The sequence below is a fragment of the Streptomyces flavofungini genome (assembly GCF_014650815.1).
GTDB lineage: Bacteria > Actinomycetota > Actinomycetes > Streptomycetales > Streptomycetaceae > Streptomyces > Streptomyces flavofungini.
Window position 1 is genome coordinate 528,873 of sequence record NZ_BMVR01000002.1, and the last position, 18,563, is coordinate 547,435.

14 protein-coding genes are annotated in these 18,563 nt (G+C 72.4%); 4 read left to right on the forward strand and 10 right to left on the reverse strand.

What is annotated here, in order from left to right; genetic code table 11:
• The first annotated feature begins 81 nt into the window (after positions 1-81).
• Complete coding sequence (locus tag IE274_RS06170; protein ID WP_190114752.1) at positions 82-2,166, forward strand: TPM domain-containing protein; 2,085 nt, start codon at positions 82-84, stop codon at positions 2,164-2,166.
• 71 nt (positions 2,167-2,237) lie between these two features.
• A complete protein-coding gene (locus IE274_RS06175; protein ID WP_190114537.1) occupies positions 2,238-2,951 on the forward strand; it encodes a PspA/IM30 family protein in 714 nt (237 codons plus the stop codon).
• Positions 2,952-3,053: 102 nt separating this feature from the next.
• Here the strand turns inward: IE274_RS06175 and IE274_RS06180 are convergent, their stop codons facing one another.
• The 8 genes from IE274_RS06180 to IE274_RS06215 all read right to left on the reverse strand — a co-directional run bounded on the left by IE274_RS06180 (position 3,054) and on the right by IE274_RS06215 (position 13,622).
• The gene (locus tag IE274_RS06180; RefSeq protein WP_229909310.1) at positions 3,054-5,774 is read right to left on the reverse strand and encodes a SpoIIE family protein phosphatase; all 2,721 of its coding nucleotides are present in this window, start codon (positions 5,772-5,774) and stop codon (positions 3,054-3,056) included.
• A 559-nt stretch (positions 5,775-6,333) separates the two neighbouring features.
• Complete coding sequence (locus IE274_RS06185; protein WP_190114538.1) at positions 6,334-6,786, reverse strand: ATP-binding protein; 453 nt, start codon at positions 6,784-6,786, stop codon at positions 6,334-6,336.
• 303 nt (positions 6,787-7,089) lie between these two features.
• Positions 7,090-7,476, reverse strand: coding sequence for a (deoxy)nucleoside triphosphate pyrophosphohydrolase (locus IE274_RS06190; protein WP_190114539.1), 387 nt, complete (start codon positions 7,474-7,476; stop codon positions 7,090-7,092).
• A gap of 19 nt (positions 7,477-7,495) precedes the next feature.
• The gene (locus IE274_RS06195) at positions 7,496-7,678 is read right to left on the reverse strand and encodes an SPOR domain-containing protein (RefSeq protein ID WP_190114540.1); all 183 of its coding nucleotides are present in this window, start codon (positions 7,676-7,678) and stop codon (positions 7,496-7,498) included.
• A 217-nt stretch (positions 7,679-7,895) separates the two neighbouring features.
• The gene (locus tag IE274_RS06200) at positions 7,896-9,671 is read right to left on the reverse strand and encodes a purine-cytosine permease family protein (RefSeq protein ID WP_190114541.1); all 1,776 of its coding nucleotides are present in this window, start codon (positions 9,669-9,671) and stop codon (positions 7,896-7,898) included.
• Positions 9,672-9,879: 208 nt separating this feature from the next.
• A complete protein-coding gene (locus IE274_RS06205) occupies positions 9,880-10,632 on the reverse strand; it encodes a GntR family transcriptional regulator (protein WP_190114542.1) in 753 nt (250 codons plus the stop codon).
• A 414-nt stretch (positions 10,633-11,046) separates the two neighbouring features.
• Positions 11,047-12,630: a S8 family peptidase gene (locus tag IE274_RS06210; RefSeq protein WP_190114543.1), complete on the reverse strand. Its 1,584-nt coding sequence runs from the start codon at positions 12,628-12,630 to the stop codon at positions 11,047-11,049.
• A gap of 485 nt (positions 12,631-13,115) precedes the next feature.
• Entirely contained in the window at positions 13,116-13,622 is a 507-nt protein-coding gene (locus IE274_RS06215) for a MarR family winged helix-turn-helix transcriptional regulator (protein WP_190114544.1), read from the reverse strand.
• A gap of 196 nt (positions 13,623-13,818) precedes the next feature.
• Between IE274_RS06215 and IE274_RS06220 the strand changes: the two genes are divergently transcribed.
• Together IE274_RS06220 and IE274_RS06225 are read left to right on the forward strand one after the other, a co-directional pair.
• Positions 13,819-14,412, forward strand: coding sequence for a malonic semialdehyde reductase (locus tag IE274_RS06220; protein ID WP_190114545.1), 594 nt, complete (start codon positions 13,819-13,821; stop codon positions 14,410-14,412).
• A gap of 115 nt (positions 14,413-14,527) precedes the next feature.
• Positions 14,528-15,775, forward strand: coding sequence for an MFS transporter (locus IE274_RS06225; RefSeq protein ID WP_190114546.1), 1,248 nt, complete (start codon positions 14,528-14,530; stop codon positions 15,773-15,775).
• 121 nt (positions 15,776-15,896) lie between these two features.
• Here the strand turns inward: IE274_RS06225 and IE274_RS06230 are convergent, their stop codons facing one another.
• Both IE274_RS06230 and ychF read right to left on the reverse strand, forming a co-directional pair.
• Positions 15,897-17,066: a M20 metallopeptidase family protein gene (locus tag IE274_RS06230; protein WP_229909254.1), complete on the reverse strand. Its 1,170-nt coding sequence runs from the start codon at positions 17,064-17,066 to the stop codon at positions 15,897-15,899.
• A 354-nt stretch (positions 17,067-17,420) separates the two neighbouring features.
• Positions 17,421-18,509, reverse strand: a complete 1,089-nt coding sequence (gene ychF, locus IE274_RS06235) for a redox-regulated ATPase YchF (protein ID WP_190114548.1) — start codon at positions 18,507-18,509, stop codon at positions 17,421-17,423.
• Positions 18,510-18,563: the final 54 nt, after the last annotated feature.

Consider the following 18,563-nt stretch of genomic DNA (forward strand, 5'->3'; position numbering starts at 1 on the left):
GCCGCGCGGGCGGCGGCCGCCGCGCTGCTGCTCTGGTGCTGGCTCCCGCTGTCGGCACCCGCGGCGAGCGCGGCGTCCGCGCTGCCCGCCGCTCCCCACGCGCCGCCCGCGCCCCCTGCGCCCGCCGCTCCCCGCGCGCCCGCCGCCGACCCGGTCCCCCTCGACCGCGACGGCCAGATCACCGACCGCACCGACGCGCTCGGCGACCGCCGCGAGGCCGTGGCCACCGCCCTCGACCGGCTCTACGAGGAGCAGCGGGTCCAGCTCTTCGTCGTGTACGTACGCGACTTCTCCGGCAGGTCCGCGCAGGGCTGGGCCGACGCCACCGCCGACCGCAACGGCCTCGGCACCGACGACGTGCTGCTCGCCGTCGCCACCCACGACCGGCAGTACGCCTACTCCGTCGACACCGCGTCCCGGCTCACCGACGACCAGCTCCGGGACGTCGCCCGCACCGCCGTCGAGCCCGCCCTGCGGCGCCACGACTGGGCGGGTGCCGCCGTCGGCGCCGCGAACGGGTACGCGGCGGTGCTCGACGGGCAGCGGGTGCCGACGCCGACGATCACACCGGGCGCGGCCGACCCGGGCGGGGGCGGCACGGGCGCCGCCGACGACGGGGTGGCGGGTGATCTGGTGCTGCCGGTGGTCGCGGCCTGCGCGGCGGGCGGCTTCGCCGTGGTCGCGTACCGGCGTCGACGGCGGCGCTTCACCTCCCGTACGACACCCGGGCGGCCCGCCGGCGCCGGGCCCGTGCCGCTGCCCGAGCTGGACGCGCGCGCCAGGGCCCTGCTCGTCGGGACCGACGACGCGGTGCGCACCAGCACCGAGGAACTCGGCTTCGCCACCGCCCAGTTCGGCGAGGAGGCCGCGCGGCCCTTCACCGATGCCCTGGCCGCCGCGCGCGACGAGCTGACGGCGGCCTTCCGGCTGCGCCAGCAGCTCGACGACGCGCATCCCGAGGACGACGCGACCCGGCGCCGCATGCTCGACGAGATCGTCGCCCGCTGCACCGAGGCGGGCCGCCGCCTGGACGCCGAGGCCGCCGCCTTCGACCAGCTCCGCGCCCTGGAACGCGGCGCACCCGCCGCCCTCGACCACGCCGAGACGGTGTTCCAGCAGGTCAGCGCCCGCACCCTGGACGCCGAGAGCACCCTCAAGGTACTGCGCGCGAGCTACGCCCCCGGCGCGAGCGAGGCCGTCCTCGGCAACGTCGAGCAGGCCAAGGACCGGCTCACGTTCGCCACCGCCCAACTCCACCAGGCCCGCACGGCCGTCGACGGCGCCGACAACGGCACGGCCGCCGTCCACCTGCGCGCGGCCGAGGGCGCCGTCGACCAGGCCGCCACGTTCCTCACGGCCGTGGAGCGCCGCGCCGGTGAACTCGCCGCAGCGGCGGGCCGGTTGCCGGGCGCGCTGAGCGAGGCGGACGCCGACCTCGCCGAGGCACACGGTCGGCTCACGGGCACCGGCGACGCGCCCGACGCCGACCTGCGCGGGCGCGTGGCCCGGGTGGAGGCCGTCATCGGCGAGGTGCGGCGGGCCCTCGCCTCCGGACCGTACGACCCGATCGACGCCCTGCGCCGCGTGGAGGAGGCGGACGCCGCCCTCGACGCCGCCCTGTCCGGCGCCCGCACCCGCGAGGACGCCGACACCCGCGCCCGCTCCCTCCTCGGCCAGGCCCTCCTCACCGCCCGCAGCGCGGTCGCCGCCGCCGCGGACTACGTCACGACGCACCGGGGTGCGGTGGGCAGCGCCGCGCGGACGCGGCTGGCGGAGGCGCAGCGGCATGTGGAGCGGGCGGAGGGGCTGTCGGGTGCGGCCACCACGGCGACCGCGGCCGGGAGCGGTGGCGGCGGTGGCACGCAGCCCTCGGCCGCGCTCGACGAGGCCCGGCGCGCCGACGCCCTCGCCCGCGAGGCCCAGGCCCTCGCCGAGCGGGACGTCCGGGCCTACGGCAATCCGTACGGCGGCGGGGGCGGTGGCCGAGGCGGGACGGGCGGTGCCGTCCTCGGCGGGATCGTCCTCGGGCAGATCCTCGGCGGGATGGGACGCGGGGGTTTGGGCGGGTCGGGTGGGGGCGGCTTCGGCGGGGGCGGCGGGCCCGGGCCCGGGAGCTTCGGCGGGGGCGGGACCCGGGGCCGCAGGGGCGGGGGCGGACGGTTCTGACCCTCGTACGCGCACCCCGTGGACACACCCCGTACGCGTAGACACACCTCGTACGCAAGGAGACAGCCCTCATGGCCAAGCAGACGATCCTCGGGCGTGTGGCGCAGTTGGCGAAGGCCAACATCAACGCCCTCCTCGACCAGGCCGAGGACCCGCAGAAGATGCTGGACCAGCTCATCCGCGACTACTCGGAGAACATCCGGGAGGCCGAGCAGGCCGTCGCGACCACGATCGGGAACCTGCGGCTGCTGGAGCAGGACCACAAGGAAGACGTGGCGGCCGCCGGCGAGTGGGGCGGCAAGGCGCTCGCGGCCAGCAAGAAGGCGGACGCGCTGCGGATGTCCGGGAACGCCGCGGAGGCCGACCGGTTCGACTCGCTCGCCAAGGTGGCGCTCGGGCGGCAACTGCGGTCGGAGCAGGAGGCGAAGGACGCCGAGCCGACGATCGCCGCGCAGTCCGAGGTGGTCGGCAAGCTCAAGGACGGCCTGGACTCAATGAAGATCAAGCTGACGGAACTGCAGTCGAAGCGGGACCAGTTGGTGGCCCGCGCCAAGTCCGCGCAGGCGCAGAACCAGATGCTGGACGCGGCCCGGAGCGTCGACGTCCTCGATCCGACGAGCGAGCTGAGCCGGTTCGAGGAGAAGGTGCGGCGCGAGGAGGCGCGGGCCCTCGGCAAGCAGGAGCTGGCCGCCTCCTCGCTGGACGCGCAGTTCGAGCAGCTGGACAGCCTGAGCGACACGGCGGAGGTGGAGGCACGGCTGGCCGCGCTCAAGGCGACAACGTGAGGGCACGGCTGTACGGAGGGCGGGCACACCCAGGGCGTACGCGGGCAGCGCGCACACGGACCGCGAGCTCCCGGACAGCGCGCACGCCCGGCCCGACCGCCCTCAGAACAGACTCATCAGCGCCTCCGCCGCGTCCATCGGCTCCGAGTCCCCGTCCGGCAGCGCGAGTTCGAACCAGACCGTCTTGCCGCGCGGTGTCCGACGTGAGCCCCAGGCCGCGCTCAGCAGGCCGACGAGCTGCAGTCCGCGTCCGCCCTCGTCGGTGTCGCGGGCGCGGCGGCGGCGCGGCTGGACGAGCCCCGCGTCCCACACCTCGCAGACCAGGGTGCGGTCGAGCAGGAGCCGCAGCCGGATCTCGCCCTGGCCGTACCGCAGGGCGTTCGTGACCAGTTCGCTGACCAGGAGTTCGGCGGTGTCGACGAGCGCTTCGAGGTCCCACGCGCGCAGCCGCTCGCAGGCCAGTTCGCGGGCGCGGCCCACGGACTGCGGTTCGCGCGGCAGCGTCCAGTCGCCGACGTGCTCGGCGGGCAGGCCCTGCACCCGCGCCATGAGCAGCGCGATGTCGTCCTCGCCGTGGTGGGTGTCGAGGGTGCTCAGGACGTGGTCGCAGATGTCCTCAAGGGCCTGCGCGGGGTCGGTGAGCGCGCCCACGAAGGCGTTCAGGCCCTCGTCCAGGGAGTGGTCGCGGGACTCGACGAGGCCGTCCGTGTAGAGGGCGAGGAGCGCGCCCTCGGGCAGGTCGACGTCGACCTCCTCGAAGGGTTCGCCGCCGACGCCAAGCGGCATGCCCGGGGGGACGTCGAGCATGAGCGCGGACTCGCCGGGTTCGACGAGGACGGGCGGCAGATGGCCCGCGTTGGCGAAGGTGACGCGGCGGGTGACGGCGTCGTACACCGCGTACACGCAGGTCGCGAGGTAGACCTCGGCGAGGTCGTCGGTGTCGCGGCCGCGGCCCCTGGCGGTGCCGGCGCGGCGGGGGTGCTGCGGGCCCGGCGGGTTGCCGAGGCCGCGGGCGATCTCGTCGAGCGCGGAGAGGACCTCGGCGGGCTCCAGGTCGAGCAGCGCGAGGGTGCGCACGGCGGAGCGCAGTTCGCCCATGGCGACGGCGGCGCGCAGGCCGCGGCCCATGACGTCGCCGACGACCAGGGCGGTGCGGTGGCCGGGCAGTTCGATGACGTCGAACCAGTCGCCGCCGACCTCGGTGGCGGCGTTGCCGGGCAGATAGCGGCAGGCGATGTCGAGCCCGGCGGCCTCCGGGTCGCCGGGCGGGAGCAGGGACCGTTGCAGTATCAGGGCGCGCTCGTGCTCGCGGCGGTAGAGGCGGGCGTTGTCGATGCAGACGGCGGCGCGCGCGGCGAGCTCGACGGCGAGGGCCCGGTCGCGTTCGCCGAAGGGTTCGCTGCCCTTCGTACGGGAGAACTGGGCGAGGCCGACGACGGTGTCGTGCGCGACCATCGGCACGGCGAGCGTGGACTGGATGAGTCCGCTGGTGAGGCGGCGGGCGGGCCCGCAGTCGTCGTCGGCGGCGACCAGCCGGGGCCGGGCCGTGCGCAGGGCCTCCGCGCAGGGCGAGGTGAAGGCGAAGCGGTGCACGGAGCCGACGTCGACGGGGCCGGTGCCGTCGGGGAAGGGCGCGTCGGCGACGGCGCTCGCGAAGGCGACCCGGCGCAGTTCGGCGCTGCCCTCGGCGAGGCTCTGGCGGATGTGGGCGGCCTCGTCGCCGTCCAGGAGGCCTTGGTAGAGGTCGACGGAGGCGAGGTCGCAGAAGCCGGGGACGGCGACGTCGAGGAGCTCGCGTGCGGTGGTCTCCAGGTCGAGGGAGTTGCCGATGCGGGCGCCGGCCTCGTTGAGGAGGGCGAGGTTGCGGCGGGCGTGGGCGGCCTCGCGGGCGGCGGCGTGGCGGTTGGTGACGTCGTTGCCGAGGCCCGCGACGCCGATGGGGCGGCCCGAACCGCTGTGCACGCGGTAGAGGTTGATCGACCAGTGGCGGCGTTCGTTGCTGCCCGGGGCCGGGCCGACGATCTGCATGTCCGTGACGGCCTCGCCGGTCTCCAGGCAGCGGCGCATCGCGTCCTGCATGCGGTCGGCCTCGTGGCGGGGCAGATAGTCGTAAACGGTGCGGCCGCGGTGGTCGTCGACGACGCCGCCGAAGACGGCGGCGAAGCGGCGGTTGGCGCGCTGCACCTTGAGGTCGGTACCGAACAACAGGAAGCCGAAAGGAGATTGACCGAAAATGGCCTGCGAGGCGGCGAGGTCGGTCTCGATCCGGCGCAGCGCGCGGACGTCGACGACGATGCAGACGGCGGACCGCTCGCCCTCGGGCGTCCTGGCGGGCATCACATAGACCTCGGCGATGCCCTCGATCCCGGCGGCGCCCGCGGCGGCCCCGGCAGACCCGCGCGCGGCGGCTCCGGCACCCGCGACGCCCGGACCGCTGTCCGGAGTTCCCGTCCCGGACTCCGGCGCCCGGACCCCGGACTCCGGCACCCGGAACGGGACGGACCCCGTCCACTCCCGCCCGTCGAGGATCTCGGCCATCTTGCGCCGCCCCGCGGGCCGCAGCTCGGGCGCGATGAACGCGTCAATGGGGTCCTTGCCCACGGCGTCCCGCGCGGCCACGCCGAACAGCCGCTCGGCGCGGGCGCTCCACTGGTCGACCAGGCCGTCCGGGCCGATCGAGAAGGAGGCCACCTTGATGTAGTCGTAGATGGACCCGGGCGGGCTGCTCTGCCAGATGACGTCGTCCGGTGTGTGGGGCGGGTCGTCGACACGGGCGGGCACCGCACCGGCGCCGCGGTGACGCGCGTCGGCGTCCCCGGGCATCCCGGCTACGCCATGCGACCCACGGGTGCCTACGGTTCCGGGCGCGCCGAGGTCTACGTCACGCGGGGGGCCGTCGTCCGGAAGGGCGTCGTCCGCGGCGCCCCCGTCCACGGGGCCGTCGTCCGCGGGTCCGGGCGCGTCCTCGCCCCCGGGGTCGCCGGGGCCGTGGCCGGTGCCGGGACCGGCGGTGGCGCGTGCGCCGCCGCCTGCCACGTCCGCCGCACCCGTCGCACCTGTCACGACGTCGGTGGTCCCCGTCGGCGCCGACGAGAGAGGTCCGCCCCCGGCTCCCGGCACCGGACGTGCGGGGAGCACCCCGCCCGACCGCGCCACAGGCCGCTTCGAACCCGTCGCCTTCGCTGGTATCTCGCTCACGCGAACCGTCCCCTCCAGCTCACCGCGTCCGGTACCGGTCACCGGATGTGGCTGCCCGCAGTATCCAGCACTACGGTGCCGGGCCACACGCCGTTCACGATCACAGCACGGACTAAACGCTTTTTGGCCCGTGTCCGCCTTGTGCTCGTCCCGTGCACTTGTACGTACCGGCGCCCTCTGTCTTCTATCCGGGCAGCGCCAGCTCGAACCACACCGTCTTCCCCGTCGTGCCCGTGCGCCCCGGCCGCGTACCCCAGCGCCGGGACGACCGGGCGACGAGCTGGATGCCCCGGCCGCCCTCGTCGTCGGGCGCCGCGGCCCGTTCCCGGGGCGGGTCCGGCAGCGGGTCGGACACCTCGACGAGCAGTGTGCCGAGCGGATCGGCCGGGCGCACCAGGCGGACGCCGATGGGGCCCGAGGCATACCGCAGGGAATTGGTCACCAGTTCGCTGACGAGCAGCACGGTGACATCGCCGAGGGCGCCGAGCCCCCACGCGCCGAGTTGCGCGCGGACGACGGCACGGGCCGTGCGGACGGCGCCCGGGTCCGCGGGAAAGTCCCACTCGGCGCATTCGCCTTCGGTGTCGATCACGCCGATCACTTCCCGGCCCAGCGGCGGACCTATGTCCGGTTTCATGGGGTTAATGGGCACATACCCGATATCCAGGTGGAAGTACCGCGTTCCAGGTGTCGTTGTGGCACGAACGGCGTAGAGAGGCGTACGACCTGTCCCGTCATCACCTCGCGCGCCCCTGCGCCCCGGCCGCCGCAAGGCCGGGCAGGCCGCCGACAGCTCCGGCTCCGGTGGGGTGTTCCGGCAGGTCGGAGGGGTGGCGGAGGGTCCGTCAGGCGGGGTGTTTCGCCAGGCGGGGGGGGTGCCGAGGCGCCGACGGTAGCGCGGCGCGCTCGGGCCCCGCCGGGAGATCCGGGCGAAAGTCCGTCAGGATTCCGTCAGGGCGTGGATCGCCGGGATGTCGCCGGGGAGCCAGTCCACGGTCCACAGTTCGCCGGGGCCGAGCCACCGCAGCTCGTCGTGGTCCTCAAGAGCCTTGGGCTCCCCCGCGAGCAGCCGGGCCCGCCACACCCGCATCACATAGCCGCGCCCGAGGTCGAACTCCCCCGGCACCCGCGCGAGGGGCTCCGCCTCGACGCCCAGCTCCTCGCGCAGCTCGCGCACCAAGGCGTCCTCGCCGCGCTCGCCGGGCTCGACCTTGCCGCCGGGCAGCTCCCAGCGTCCGGCGAGTTCCTCGGGCGCGCTGCGCCGGGCGGCGAGCAGCCGGCCTTCGTCGTACAGGGCCGCGCCCACCACCAGGATCCGATCGGTCATGCGCGGGAGCTTACGACCTTCACCGCGCGCCGTTCTGGTTCAGCCGCTCCACCCAGTAGAGCTGCTCCCTGCCGCGGTCGTCGAGGCTGTCCGCGATCTTCTGCGCCTCGGCCTTGGTCGCGTACCTTCCGACGCGGTAGCGGTTGCCGTTGTCGTCCTGACGTATCACGAGCCAGGGCAGTATGACCGTCCCGTCGTTCATGCCGTCCCTCCGCTCCCCGCCCCCGGCGCACCCCACGCCTCGATCAGTAAGGAAACCGCAATCCGCATATGCCCGAGCTTACGCCCGACCTTTACGCAGCGGATACGACTTTGCACAAAGAGATACGCAATCGGCCAGCGCGGAGGGGGCGCGTCCTCGTGGACGCGCCCCCTCCAACGGCCGCCGACGAGCGCGGCAAGCCCGAACTCGGCCCCCTTTACGGCTCGTTGGTGAATGCCCCGCTGTCGTGCGCCCCGCCTCGCGAACCCCCCGTCGGCGCGGGCACCGCCGGCACCGTCGGCACCGGCATGAGCACGGGGCCGCTCACGGGCGACGTACGGCAGACGTCCCCGCACTGGGCGTCCAGCGAGCAGCACAGCGAGCAGATCGGCCCCGACTGGACGGGGCAGTCGGCGATGTCGGGGAGTTCGTACGCCGTCTCGCACACCGCGCAGAGGTGGGTGGCCGTGAGGTCGGGGACCTCGACGTGCGGGCCGTTCACCGGGTTCGGCCGCGCCAGGTAGTACCTGCCCCGGGTGGCCCAGGCGATCAACGGGCACAGGAGCAGGGCGAGTCCGGCGGCGATGAAGGTCGAGAAGGCCTCGGCGTACCGGCCGAACAGACCGAAGAACGCCAGGATGGAGACCGTCGAGGCGATCACCATCGCACCGAATCCGGCTGGGTTCACCGCGTACAGATAGGCCCGTTTGAACTCGATGTACGGCGGACTCCACCCGACCCGTTTGTTGATGACCAGGTCGGCCGCGACGGCGACGATCCATGCGATGCCCACGTTGGCGTAGAAGCCGAGCAGCTTGTTGAGGGCCGCGAACATGTTCATCTCCATCAGCGTCAGCGCGATGGCGAGGTTGAGGAAGATGTACCAGACCCGGCCCGGGTGGCGGTGGGTGACGCGGGAGAAGAAGTTCGACCAGGACAGCGAACCGCTGTAGGCGTTGGTCACGTTGATCTTGATCTGGGAGACGATCACGAAGACCGCGGCGGCGGGCAGCGCGAACGAGCCGAGCCAGGGGCGCAGCGCCTCGATCTGCGGAGCGATCGGCTCCAGGGCGTGCGTCCTGCCGACCGCTTCGAGCGCCACGAAGGCCAGGAACGCGCCACCGAGCTGCTTGGCGGCACCGATGATCACCCAGCCGGGACCGGCCGCGAGAACGGCCAGATTCCATCGCCTCTTGTTCGCCTCGGTCTTGGCCGGCATGAAGCGCAAGTAGTCGGCCTGTTCACCGATCTGGGCGATGAGGGAGAGCGCGACGCCGGTGCCGAGCCCGAAGCCGATCCAGGAGAAGCCCGCTCCCGCGCCCTCCGTCCCCTCGAACGATCCGAAGGCGCCCCAGGCGTCCGGCGCCTCGAAGGCGAGCACCAGGAACGGCAGGACCATGCCGATGATCCAGATCGGCTGCGTCCAGGCCTGCACCTTGGCGAGCGCGCCCATGCCGCGGAACACGATCGGGATGACGATCAGCGTCGTCACCAAGTAGCCGATCTCCACCGGGAGTCCGACGGCCTGGTGCATGGCCTGCGCCATGATCGAGCCTTCGAGGGCGAAGAAGATGAAGGTGAACGAGGCGTAGATGAGGGACGTGAGGGTGGAGCCGAAGTAGCCGAAGCCCGCGCCGCGCGTGACCAGGTCCATGTCCAGGCCGTACGTCGCACAGGCCCGGGCGATCGGGATGCCGGTGACGAAGATGATCGTCGCGGCGCACAGGATGGACGCGAAGCCGCTGGTGAAACCGTACGTGAAGACGATGGACGCGCCGATCGCGAAGTCCGCGAGATAGGCGATGCCGCCGAGCGCCGTGGACGCGACCATGGTCGGCGACCAGCGGCGGAAGGAGTGCGGGGCATAGCGCAGCGAGTAGTCCTCGCGGCTCTCGTCGGCGGCGAGCCTGGCGTAGCTGCGCCGCGGCGGGCCGTCGGCCGGGGCGGCGGCGCCCGCCGTGGCCGCGTCGTCGCGCGTGACCGTATCCGTCATGTGGATTCCTGACTTCCGAAACGTCCGACCGGACTGCGGGTACGGAGGGGGAAGTTAGGAGCCGTGCGTGACGATCCGCTGCGGGGCGCCGTTGCCCGGGCGTTACGGAACCCGGGCGGGCGTTAACTCGCGATCACGCGGGACGGACGGGCCGTTCGCATTCCGGTCGGGCCGGGGCGGCGAGCAGCCCCGGCGGCCGGGCGGGCGGTCACCGCACCGGCAGGTGGTATGCGATGCGATAGCGGTCGGCGGGGACGACGATGTCGGCCGTCTCCACGGGGCGTCCCGAGGCGTAGTACGTCCGCTGGAGGGCGAGGACGACGTGGCCGGGGACGCCGCCGAGGGCGAGCAACTCCTCGGCGAGGCCGGGGCGGGCGCCGACCTCCTCCGCGACGTTGTCCACGATCACGTCGATGGCGGCCATGCGGTCCACGACGCCGCAGCCGCCGAGGGGGCCCTCCTCCGGGAGCATCACCGGGGTGCGGCCGGTGACGGCCAGGGGCTCCCAGGACGTGGAGATCATCATCGCCTCGCCCGCGTCCCGGAAGACATAGCGCGTGCACATCACACGGTCCCCGGGGCGGATGGCGAGACGCTCGGCGATCTCTTCGTTCGCGTCCGCCTGCTCGCTGCGGGACTCCCAGGTGCCGCGGGCGTTCTCGGCGGCCTGCTCCTGGCGGAACGGGGTGGAGGTGCCGGGGCCGCGGAAGCCGGTGCGGGCGACGCGGCGGGGGTCGGGGCGCTCGCGCACATAGGTGCCGGAGCCGGAGCGCCCCTCGACCAGGCCCTCGGCCATGAGCACCTTGCGGGCTTCGAGAGCGACCGTGTCCGAGACCCCGTACTCCTCGCGGATTCTGGCCTGCGAGGGGAGCCGGGTGTGCGGCGGCAGCGAACCATCGGTGATCTTCTTACGGAGATCACCCGCGACGCGCAGATAGGCCGGCTGCTCACCGAATGTCACTGGCCACTCCCATCAGGTTGACAGACAGCAACAGCCTGGCAACCGTGGGTTGTTGGCCGCAACCCTAGGCCAAGGAATCACTCGAAGTGATGATTTCCTTGTGGGCAGGTCTTTACGCAGGGCCTTTCGAGCGATATAGCAATCAACTAACCGACCGGTCATCCCAGTTACCCCACCAGCGCACGCCGGTCACCGCACGGCGCACGCTGGTCACCGCAGGGGCGCACGAGGGGTGGCTCCGCGCGGGTGGGCAACGGGCCCTGCCCTTCGGGTTCCTGGCCGTCCGGCGCCACACGCGCCTCGTCCTCGCGGCCGGCTGGGTCACGGACCCGGAGCCGTACCGCGAGGACGAGGATGAAGAGGTGTGCCGGTGAAGCCGATTGATCAGTTTTGATCAGTCAGACCCGACGGGCGTCAGAACTGCAGGCCCCACGAGTCCAGGGTCCCGATGTCCTGGGCAGCGTTGTCGGTGACCTTCAGCTTCCAGGTGCCGTTGGCCGTCTCCGAGGAGGCGTTGACGGTGTACGAGGTGTTGATGTCGTCCGAGCTGCCGCCCGCGCCGAAGGCCTTGAGGACGTAGGCGGTCCCGTCCGGGGCGACGAGTTCGATCTTCAGGTCACCGACGTACGTGTGCTTGATGGCGACCGGGACGCTGAGCGCCGACGGGGCGTTGCCGGGGACGCCGGTGACGGTCACCGGCGACTCGACGGTGGAGTTGTCGGTGATGGCGAAGTCCGCGCCGTTCTCGAACTTCGGCCCGGGCGGGTTGGTGCCGCCCCCGCCCACGTACAGGAGGCGGTTGGGCGAGCCGGTGCCGGGGCTGCCGACGACGTTCGGGGTTGCGGCGGTCGTCAGGGCCGTGGAGACCTGCGCCGGGGTGGCCGACGGGTTCTCGGCGACGTACAGGGCCGCGGCGCCCGCGACGTGCGGGGACGCCATCGACGTACCGGAGATCGTGTTGGTCGCCGTGTCGTTGGTGTTCCACGTCGACGTGATGCTGGAACCGGGGGCGAACAGGTCGAGGACCGTGCCGAAGTTGGAGTAGCTCGCCTTGGCGTCGGTGTTGGTGGTGGCGCCGACGGTGATGGCCTCGGTGACGCGTGCGGGCGAGCGGGTGTTGGCGTTGGTGGTCTCGTTGCCCGCGGCGACGGCGAAGGTGATGCCGGCGGCTATGGAGTTGCGGACGGCGGTGTCGAGCGCGCTGTCGGCCGGGCCGCCGAGGCTCATGTTGGCGACGGCGGGCTTGGTGGCGTTGCGGGTCACCCAGTCGATACCCGCGACGACCTGCGCGGTGGTGCCGGAGCCCGAGTTGTTGAGCACGCGGACGCCGACGATCTTGGCCTTCTTGGCGACGCCGTGCGCGATGCCGCCGACGGTCCCGGCGACGTGCGTGCCGTGGCCGTGGCCGTCCTGCGCGGTGTTGTCGTTGTCGATGGCGTCGTAGCCGTCGACCGCGCGGCCGCCGAAGTCCTGGTGCGTCTTACGGACACCGGTGTCGATGATGTAGACCGTGGCACCCTCACCGGCCTTGTCCGGGTAGGTGTACTTCTGGTCCAGCGGGAGGTTGCGCTGGTCGATGCGGTCCAAACCCCACGACGGCGGGTTGGGCTGGGTCGCGGCGACCGTGTACGTACGGTTCTGCACGACGGAGGCGACGGCCGGGTCGGCGGCGAACTTCTTCGCCTCGGCCTCGGACGCCTGCACCTCGTAGCCGTTCAGGACCTTCTTGTACGTCCGCTCGATCTCGGCGCCGTGCTTCTTCGCGAGCGCCTTGCCCGCGGGCGAGTCCGCCTTCGGGGCGTCCGCGTCGAGGGTGACGATGTAGCTGCCGGCGATCGAGCCGGGGGCGTCCGCGTACTGGATCCGGCCTTCGTCCGCCTTCGGCTGCGCGCTCGCGGGGAGCGCGGCGACGACACCGAGGGCGACGGCGGTGGCGGCGGTCAGGGCGAGGGTGCCCGTACCGGCCAGTCTTCGGCGGGGGTGACGCATCACTGCCATCTGAGGGGTCCTCCTCAATCGGTGGTGCGCTGGTGGGGGATGCGACAAGGGCATGACAATGTTTGGCCGACATGTTCACGCCGAGTTGATCAATGTTCAACTCTCTGTCGCCGACGAAAGATTGGCGGATCCATAGGAAACCCACAAGGGCGGTGTTCGGACGTAACACGACCGCCACGCACCGGCCATGACATGGCAGCAATAATCCGTGCATTACCCCCGTAAAGGTGGCGTGGCACGTGGGGCGGGGTGGCACCACCGGACTGCGGCTTCCGCGAGGCGGAGGGGGCGGGGGTGCGGCGATGGCGCGATTTCAGCCACCATCGATTTCGCGCGGGCGGGGCGGGGGTCGGGGAGCGGGCGGGGCGGGGGTCGGGGAGCGGGCGGGGCGCCCCGACCGACCGGACCCGGCCAGCCGACGCCGTCCCGCCGATCCACCCCCTGGACCGGCCGATGCCCGCGGCGCCGCCGCGCCCGCGGTGGCGCTACGAGATCGACGCGTCGCCGTGCAGCTCCAGGAACTTGCGGAGCAGCGCCGCGGCGGCGTCGACCTCCTCGGGGTCGAGGCCGTCGAGGAGCCGGGCGTAGCGGCCGAGGTGGTCGGCCATCAGGGTGTCCGTGAGCTGCTTGCCGTGCTCGGTGAGCTTGATCCGTACGGTGCGGCGGTCGGCGCCGTCCCTGACCCGCTCGACCAGGCCCTTGGCCTCCATCTTGTCGATCCGGTTGGTGATCGCGCCCGAGGTGACCATGGCCGCCTTGAGGAAGGCGCCCGCGGTGAGGGCGTACGGCGGCCCGGAGCGCCGCAGCGTCGTCAGGACGTCGAACTCGCCCCACTCCACGCCGTGCTTGGCGCAGAACACCTTGGCCTCGCGGTCCAGGATGCGGTTCATCCGCTGGACCCGCGCGATCAGCTGGACCGGCCAGAGGGCGTCACCCAGCTCGGGCCGCTCCTGGTCCCACTGCCCGACGATCGCGTCCACGGCGTCGCTCATGCCCCACCACTCCCATTCCTCAACACTGACTCTCTCAATACTAAGACACTTGACGTTGAACGAACCCCCGTGGTTTTATCTCAACGTTGAGATTCTCAGTCCTGATAAGACGAACCCGAAGACAACTCGTCCGGGGCGTGCTCGGCCGAACCCGGCCGAGGACGACTCGGCCGAAGACACCTCACAGGAGTACGCCATGTCCCCGCTCGCCCTCGCCCCCGCCGCCCAGGACCTGCTCTTCCGCGAGGCCCGCACGGCCAACACCTTCACCGCCGAGCCCGTCACCGACGAGCAGGTCCAGGCGATCTACGACCTGGTCAAGTACGGCCCCACGGCCTTCAACCAGTCCCCGCTGCGCGTCATACTCGTCCGCACCCCCGAGGGCCGCGAACGCCTGGTCAAGCACATGGCCGAGGGCAACCGCGGCAAGACCGAGACGGCCCCGCTGGTCGCGATCCTCGCCACCGACCACGAGTTCCACGAGGAGCTCCCCCAGCTGGTGCCGCACGCCCCGGGCATCGGCGAGACGTACTTCTCCGACCGCGCCGTCCGCGAGGACTCCGCCCTCCTCAACGGCGCCCTCCAGGCGGCCTACTTCATCGTCGGCGTCCGCGCCGCCGGTCTCGCCGCCGGACCGATGACGGGGTACGACGCCGCCGGGCTCCGCGAGGAGTTCCTGGACGCGGACCACGAGCCGCTGATGGTGGTCAACATCGGCCGCCCCGGAGAGGAGGCGTGGTTCCCGCGGTCGCCGCGGCTGGCGTACGAGGACGTCGTGACGACGGTCTGAGCGGGTCCCCCCCCCTCACCCGCCCATCGCGGGCCCACCCGCCTCGCCCACCCATCGCGGGCCCACCCGCCTCGCCCGCCATCCACCATCGCCGGTTCCGCTCCAGGGGGTCCCCGTGTCCAGTACGACCGCGTCCGCCACCGCACCCACCACCACCGTCACCACGCCCGTCGCCACCACGACCGGCACCGACACCCCCCGCCAAGTCCCCGTCTTCTGGCTGGCGTTGCTCGCCGCCCCCGTGGCCGCCGGAGCCAACGCCCCCGTCCTGATCCTCCCCGACATCGCACGCTCCCTCGGCGTCGCGACCGCCACGGCGACGTGGCTGGTGACGGCCTTCGCCTGGGCCATGGCGGCAGGCACCCCGCTGCTCGCGGCCCTGCTGCGGCGCCGCGGCCTGAAGCCGCTGCTGCGCCTGAGCTCGGCCCTCGTGCTCGGCGGCACCGCGCTGGTGGCGATCGCGCCCTGGCTGCCGGTGGCCCTCGCGGGCCGCGTCGCGCAGTCCCTCGGCGGGGCGGGCCTGGTCGCGGCGGCGATGAACCTGGCGGGCAGCGCGCGCCGGATGGGCGTGATCAGCTCCGGCTTCGGCGTCATGGGCGCGGCGGGACCGCTGCTCGGGGCGACCCTCACGGACGCGGTGTCGTGGCGCCTCGCGTTCGCGGTGTCGGCGATCGCGCTGCTCGCGGTGCCCGCCGTGGCGCGCTACGCCCGCAGTACGCCGCCCGGCGAGGGCCGCTTCGACGCACGCGGCGCAGCACTGCTGATCGCACTCGCGACCTCTCTGATCCTGCTGCCGACCGCCCCGCTCCCGGCCCTCGCGGCCGCCCTGCTCACCGCCGTGCTCCTCACCCTGCACGTCCGCAACCGCCCGGAGGGCTTCGTACCCGCAGGCCTCCTCCGCTCCCCCGTCTTCCTCACCTCCGCGGCCCTCGGCGCGACCCTCTCCACCACCTACTTCACGCTCCTCTTCACCGTGCCGACCCTGCTCCAGGACCGGGCGGGCTGGTCGAAGGGCGCGATCGGAACGGGCCAGCTGGTGACCCTGCTCATCGCGTCGGCCCTGTCCTGGCTGCTCGCGGCGAGCTCGGCCCGCCTCGGCCGGACGGCGGTCCGCACGGTCCTGCTGACGGTCGGCGCGACGGCCGTGGCGACGGCGGTCTTCGCCGGCTCGGGCCTCCTGCTCCTCCTGGCGGCGGGCGCGGCCGCCTTCACCGCGACAGGCGCCAACGCCACCCTCTCGGTCCACGCCGCCACCTCCACCACCCCCGCCCAACGCCCCACCGCCATCGGCCTCTTCGCCCTCAGCTACCAACTGGGCGGCGCCTTCGGCCCCGGCATCACCACCCTCCTGATCCTCACCTGATCACCGCCCCCAGCACACGACGGCCCCCACCCACCAGGGCGGGGGCCGCACCGCCGCCCGACGACCGACCCCGTGACCAGCTGTGTGCCGCACCGAGCAAGAATCGCCGAAGAGCCCGCCCTCACCCCTTGGCCCGCTCCACGAGCCAGCCCGCCATCGCGCGCACACCGACCCCGATGGCCCGCTCGTCGGGATCGAAGGCGCCGTAGTGCGGATAGCCCTTCGTGATGACGGCTCCCGGAGGCCGTACGCCGAGGAAGGTGTACGTACCGGGGATCTTGTCCAGGAACAGCGCGAAGTCCTCGCCGTTGAAGGGGAACGCGGCGTGCATCACGGTCACCGCGTCCGCCCCGAACCGCCGCCGCAGGTGCCGCCCGAGCTCCCGGGCATCCGCCTCAGGGCAGACCATGGCGGGGAACGGCTCCTTGGCGAACTTCACGACGGCACCGTCATGAGGCTTCGCCAGCCGCTGGATGGCCGCGCGCACCTCGGTGTACCGCTCCTCGGGCCAGCAGCGGTACGAGACGGGAACAGTGACCTTCCCCGTCCCGGGGTCCTTCACAGCGCCCGCCCTGACGACAACGAACCTGGCCAGCGGCCCGTCAGCCGTCTGCACGTCGGCGACCATCTTCTCCAGATCGGCGGGCGTCTCCGGGAAGGCCACCGTGGAGAGCTTCTTGATCTCGGCGGCGAGCCGCTCCGCCGAAGCGAACGCGTCCGGACCGCTCATCTCGATCACGGCCTCGTCCTGCCCCGGCAGCCCGCTCCCGGGCGTCACGGCGAACTGCCCCACGGGGAAGGGCCCACAGTGCAGCGCGTGAATCTCCTCGGGCCGATAGTCCTGCAGCACACGGGCCTCGATCATCGCCCTGGCCCCCACGAGGGCCTCCTCCCCGGGCTGGAAGAAGAAGACCACGGTGCCACTGAGCCGCTCCCGCAACTGGGCGAGGGTCTGCGCGACGCCAACGCCGACGGTGGTGTGGATGTCATGCCCACAGGCATGAGCGGGCTCGGCACCCTTGGGGATGATCCCTGTCTCCGGTACGGCATCCATGTCGGCGCGATAGGCGACGGTACGCCCGGGCCGCGCCCCCTTCAGCACGGCGACGACGCCGTGCCCCCCGACATCGGTCCGCACCTCAAGCCCGGCGAAGCGCAGCAGATGAGCCACGATCCGGGACGTGCCGACCTCCTTCCCGGCCAGCTCGGGGTACCGGTGGAAGTCCCGCCGCAACGCGACCAGATGCGCGTCGAGCCGAGCGACGACACCATCGATGGCGCCCTGCCCCATCCCTCCACGCCGCCCACGGACCCCGGCACCGGCACCAGCACCAGCACCAGCACCAGCACCGGACCGAGTACCGGCCACGGCGACGCCCGTCGGCAACACCACCCCGGCCCCGACGGCCGCGGTCCCCCCGAGCAGCGCACGACGATGCAGAGCGGGCTTCCCAGAACGCGTCATTCTTCCCCCAGGCTCACGGCGCGAGGGCACAGCGAACACCGACCCCCGTCAAGCTCACCGCAAGTCAACCAACAGCCCCCACCACAACCTCAACTGCCCCCCGCGGCAAGGAAACCGGAACCCAGAAACGCAGCGGGACCGGACGCCACAGCGCCCGGCCCCGCTCACCCGCAACAGCGGTCACACGTTGAAGCGGAACTCCACCACATCCCCGTCCTGCATCACATACTCCTTGCCCTCCATGCGGGCCTTGCCCGCCGAGCGGGCGTCGGCCACCGAGCCGGTCTCGACCAGGTCGGCGAAGGAGATGACCTCGGCCTTGATGAAGCCCTTCTGGAAGTCGGTGTGGATGACGCCGGCCGCCTCGGGGGCCGTCGCGCCCTGCTTGATGGTCCAGGCGCGGGATTCCTTGGGGCCTGCCGTGAGGTAGGTCTGCAGGCCGAGGGTGCGGAAGCCGACGTGGGCGAGGGTGGCGAGGCCGGGCTCCTCCTGGCCGACGGACTGGAGGAGTTCGAGGGCCTCCTCGTCGTCCAGCTCGGCGAGGTCCGCCTCCAGCTTGGCGTTGAGGAAGATCGCCTCGGCCGGGGCGACCAGGGCGCGCTGCTCGGCCTTGAAGTCGTCGTCCGTCAGCTCGTCCTCGTCGACGTTGAAGACGTAGAGGAAGGGCTTGGTGGTCAGGAGGTGCAGGTCGTGCAGGAGCTCCGCGCGCTCCGAGCCCTGGACGATGCCCTGCGAGAAGAGCGTGTCGCCCTTCTCCAGGATGTCCTTCGCCGCCTCCACCGCCGCCACCTTCGGGGCGATGTCCTTCTTGATGCGCGACTCCTTCTGGAGGCGCGGCAGGACCTTCTCGATCGTCTGGAGGTCCGCGAGGATCAGCTCGGTGTTGATCGTCTCGATGTCGTCCTTCGGCGAGACCTTGCCGTCGACGTGGACGACGTTCTCGTCCTTGAAGGCCCGGATGACCTGGCAGATCGCGTCGGACTCGCGGATGTTCGCGAGGAACTTGTTGCCCAGGCCCTCGCCCTCGCTCGCGCCGCGCACGATGCCCGCGATGTCGACGAAGTCGACGGTGGCGGGGAGGATCTTCTGGGAGCTGAAGATCTCCGCCAGCTTGGTGAGGCGGGGGTCGGGGACGCCGACCACGCCCACGTTCGGCTCGATCGTCGCGAACGGGTAGTTGGCCGCAAGGACGTCGTTCTTGGTCAGGGCGTTGAACAGGGTCGACTTGCCGACGTTGGGCAGACCGACGATTCCGATCGTGAGCGACACGTTGCGACTTCCCGTACGTGAGGACTGGCAGAGGACTCTGTCAGGGGACTGGCT

Excerpts from the sequence above, each read along its gene's own strand:
- IE274_RS06190 (WP_190114539.1), bottom strand. The coding sequence starts at position 7,476 with ATGACCGATCGGATCCTGGTGGTGGGCGCGGCCCTGTACGACGAAGGC.
- IE274_RS06210 (WP_190114543.1), bottom strand. The coding sequence starts at position 12,630 with ATGGCAGTGATGCGTCACCCCCGCCGAAGACTGGCCGGTACGGGCACC.
- IE274_RS06175 (WP_190114537.1), top strand. The coding sequence starts at position 2,238 with ATGGCCAAGCAGACGATCCTCGGGCGTGTGGCGCAGTTGGCGAAGGCC.
- IE274_RS06215 (WP_190114544.1), bottom strand. The coding sequence starts at position 13,622 with ATGAGCGACGCCGTGGACGCGATCGTCGGGCAGTGGGACCAGGAGCGG.
- IE274_RS06195 (WP_190114540.1), bottom strand. The coding sequence starts at position 7,678 with ATGAACGACGGGACGGTCATACTGCCCTGGCTCGTGATACGTCAGGAC.
- IE274_RS06185 (WP_190114538.1), bottom strand. The coding sequence starts at position 6,786 with ATGAAACCGGACATAGGTCCGCCGCTGGGCCGGGAAGTGATCGGCGTG.
- IE274_RS06230 (WP_229909254.1), bottom strand. The coding sequence starts at position 17,066 with ATGGGGCAGGGCGCCATCGATGGTGTCGTCGCTCGGCTCGACGCGCAT.
- IE274_RS06200 (WP_190114541.1), bottom strand. The coding sequence starts at position 9,671 with ATGACGGATACGGTCACGCGCGACGACGCGGCCACGGCGGGCGCCGCC.
- IE274_RS06180 (WP_229909310.1), bottom strand. The coding sequence starts at position 5,774 with ATGCCCGGGGACGCCGACGCGCGTCACCGCGGCGCCGGTGCGGTGCCC.
- IE274_RS06220 (WP_190114545.1), top strand. The coding sequence starts at position 13,819 with ATGTCCCCGCTCGCCCTCGCCCCCGCCGCCCAGGACCTGCTCTTCCGC.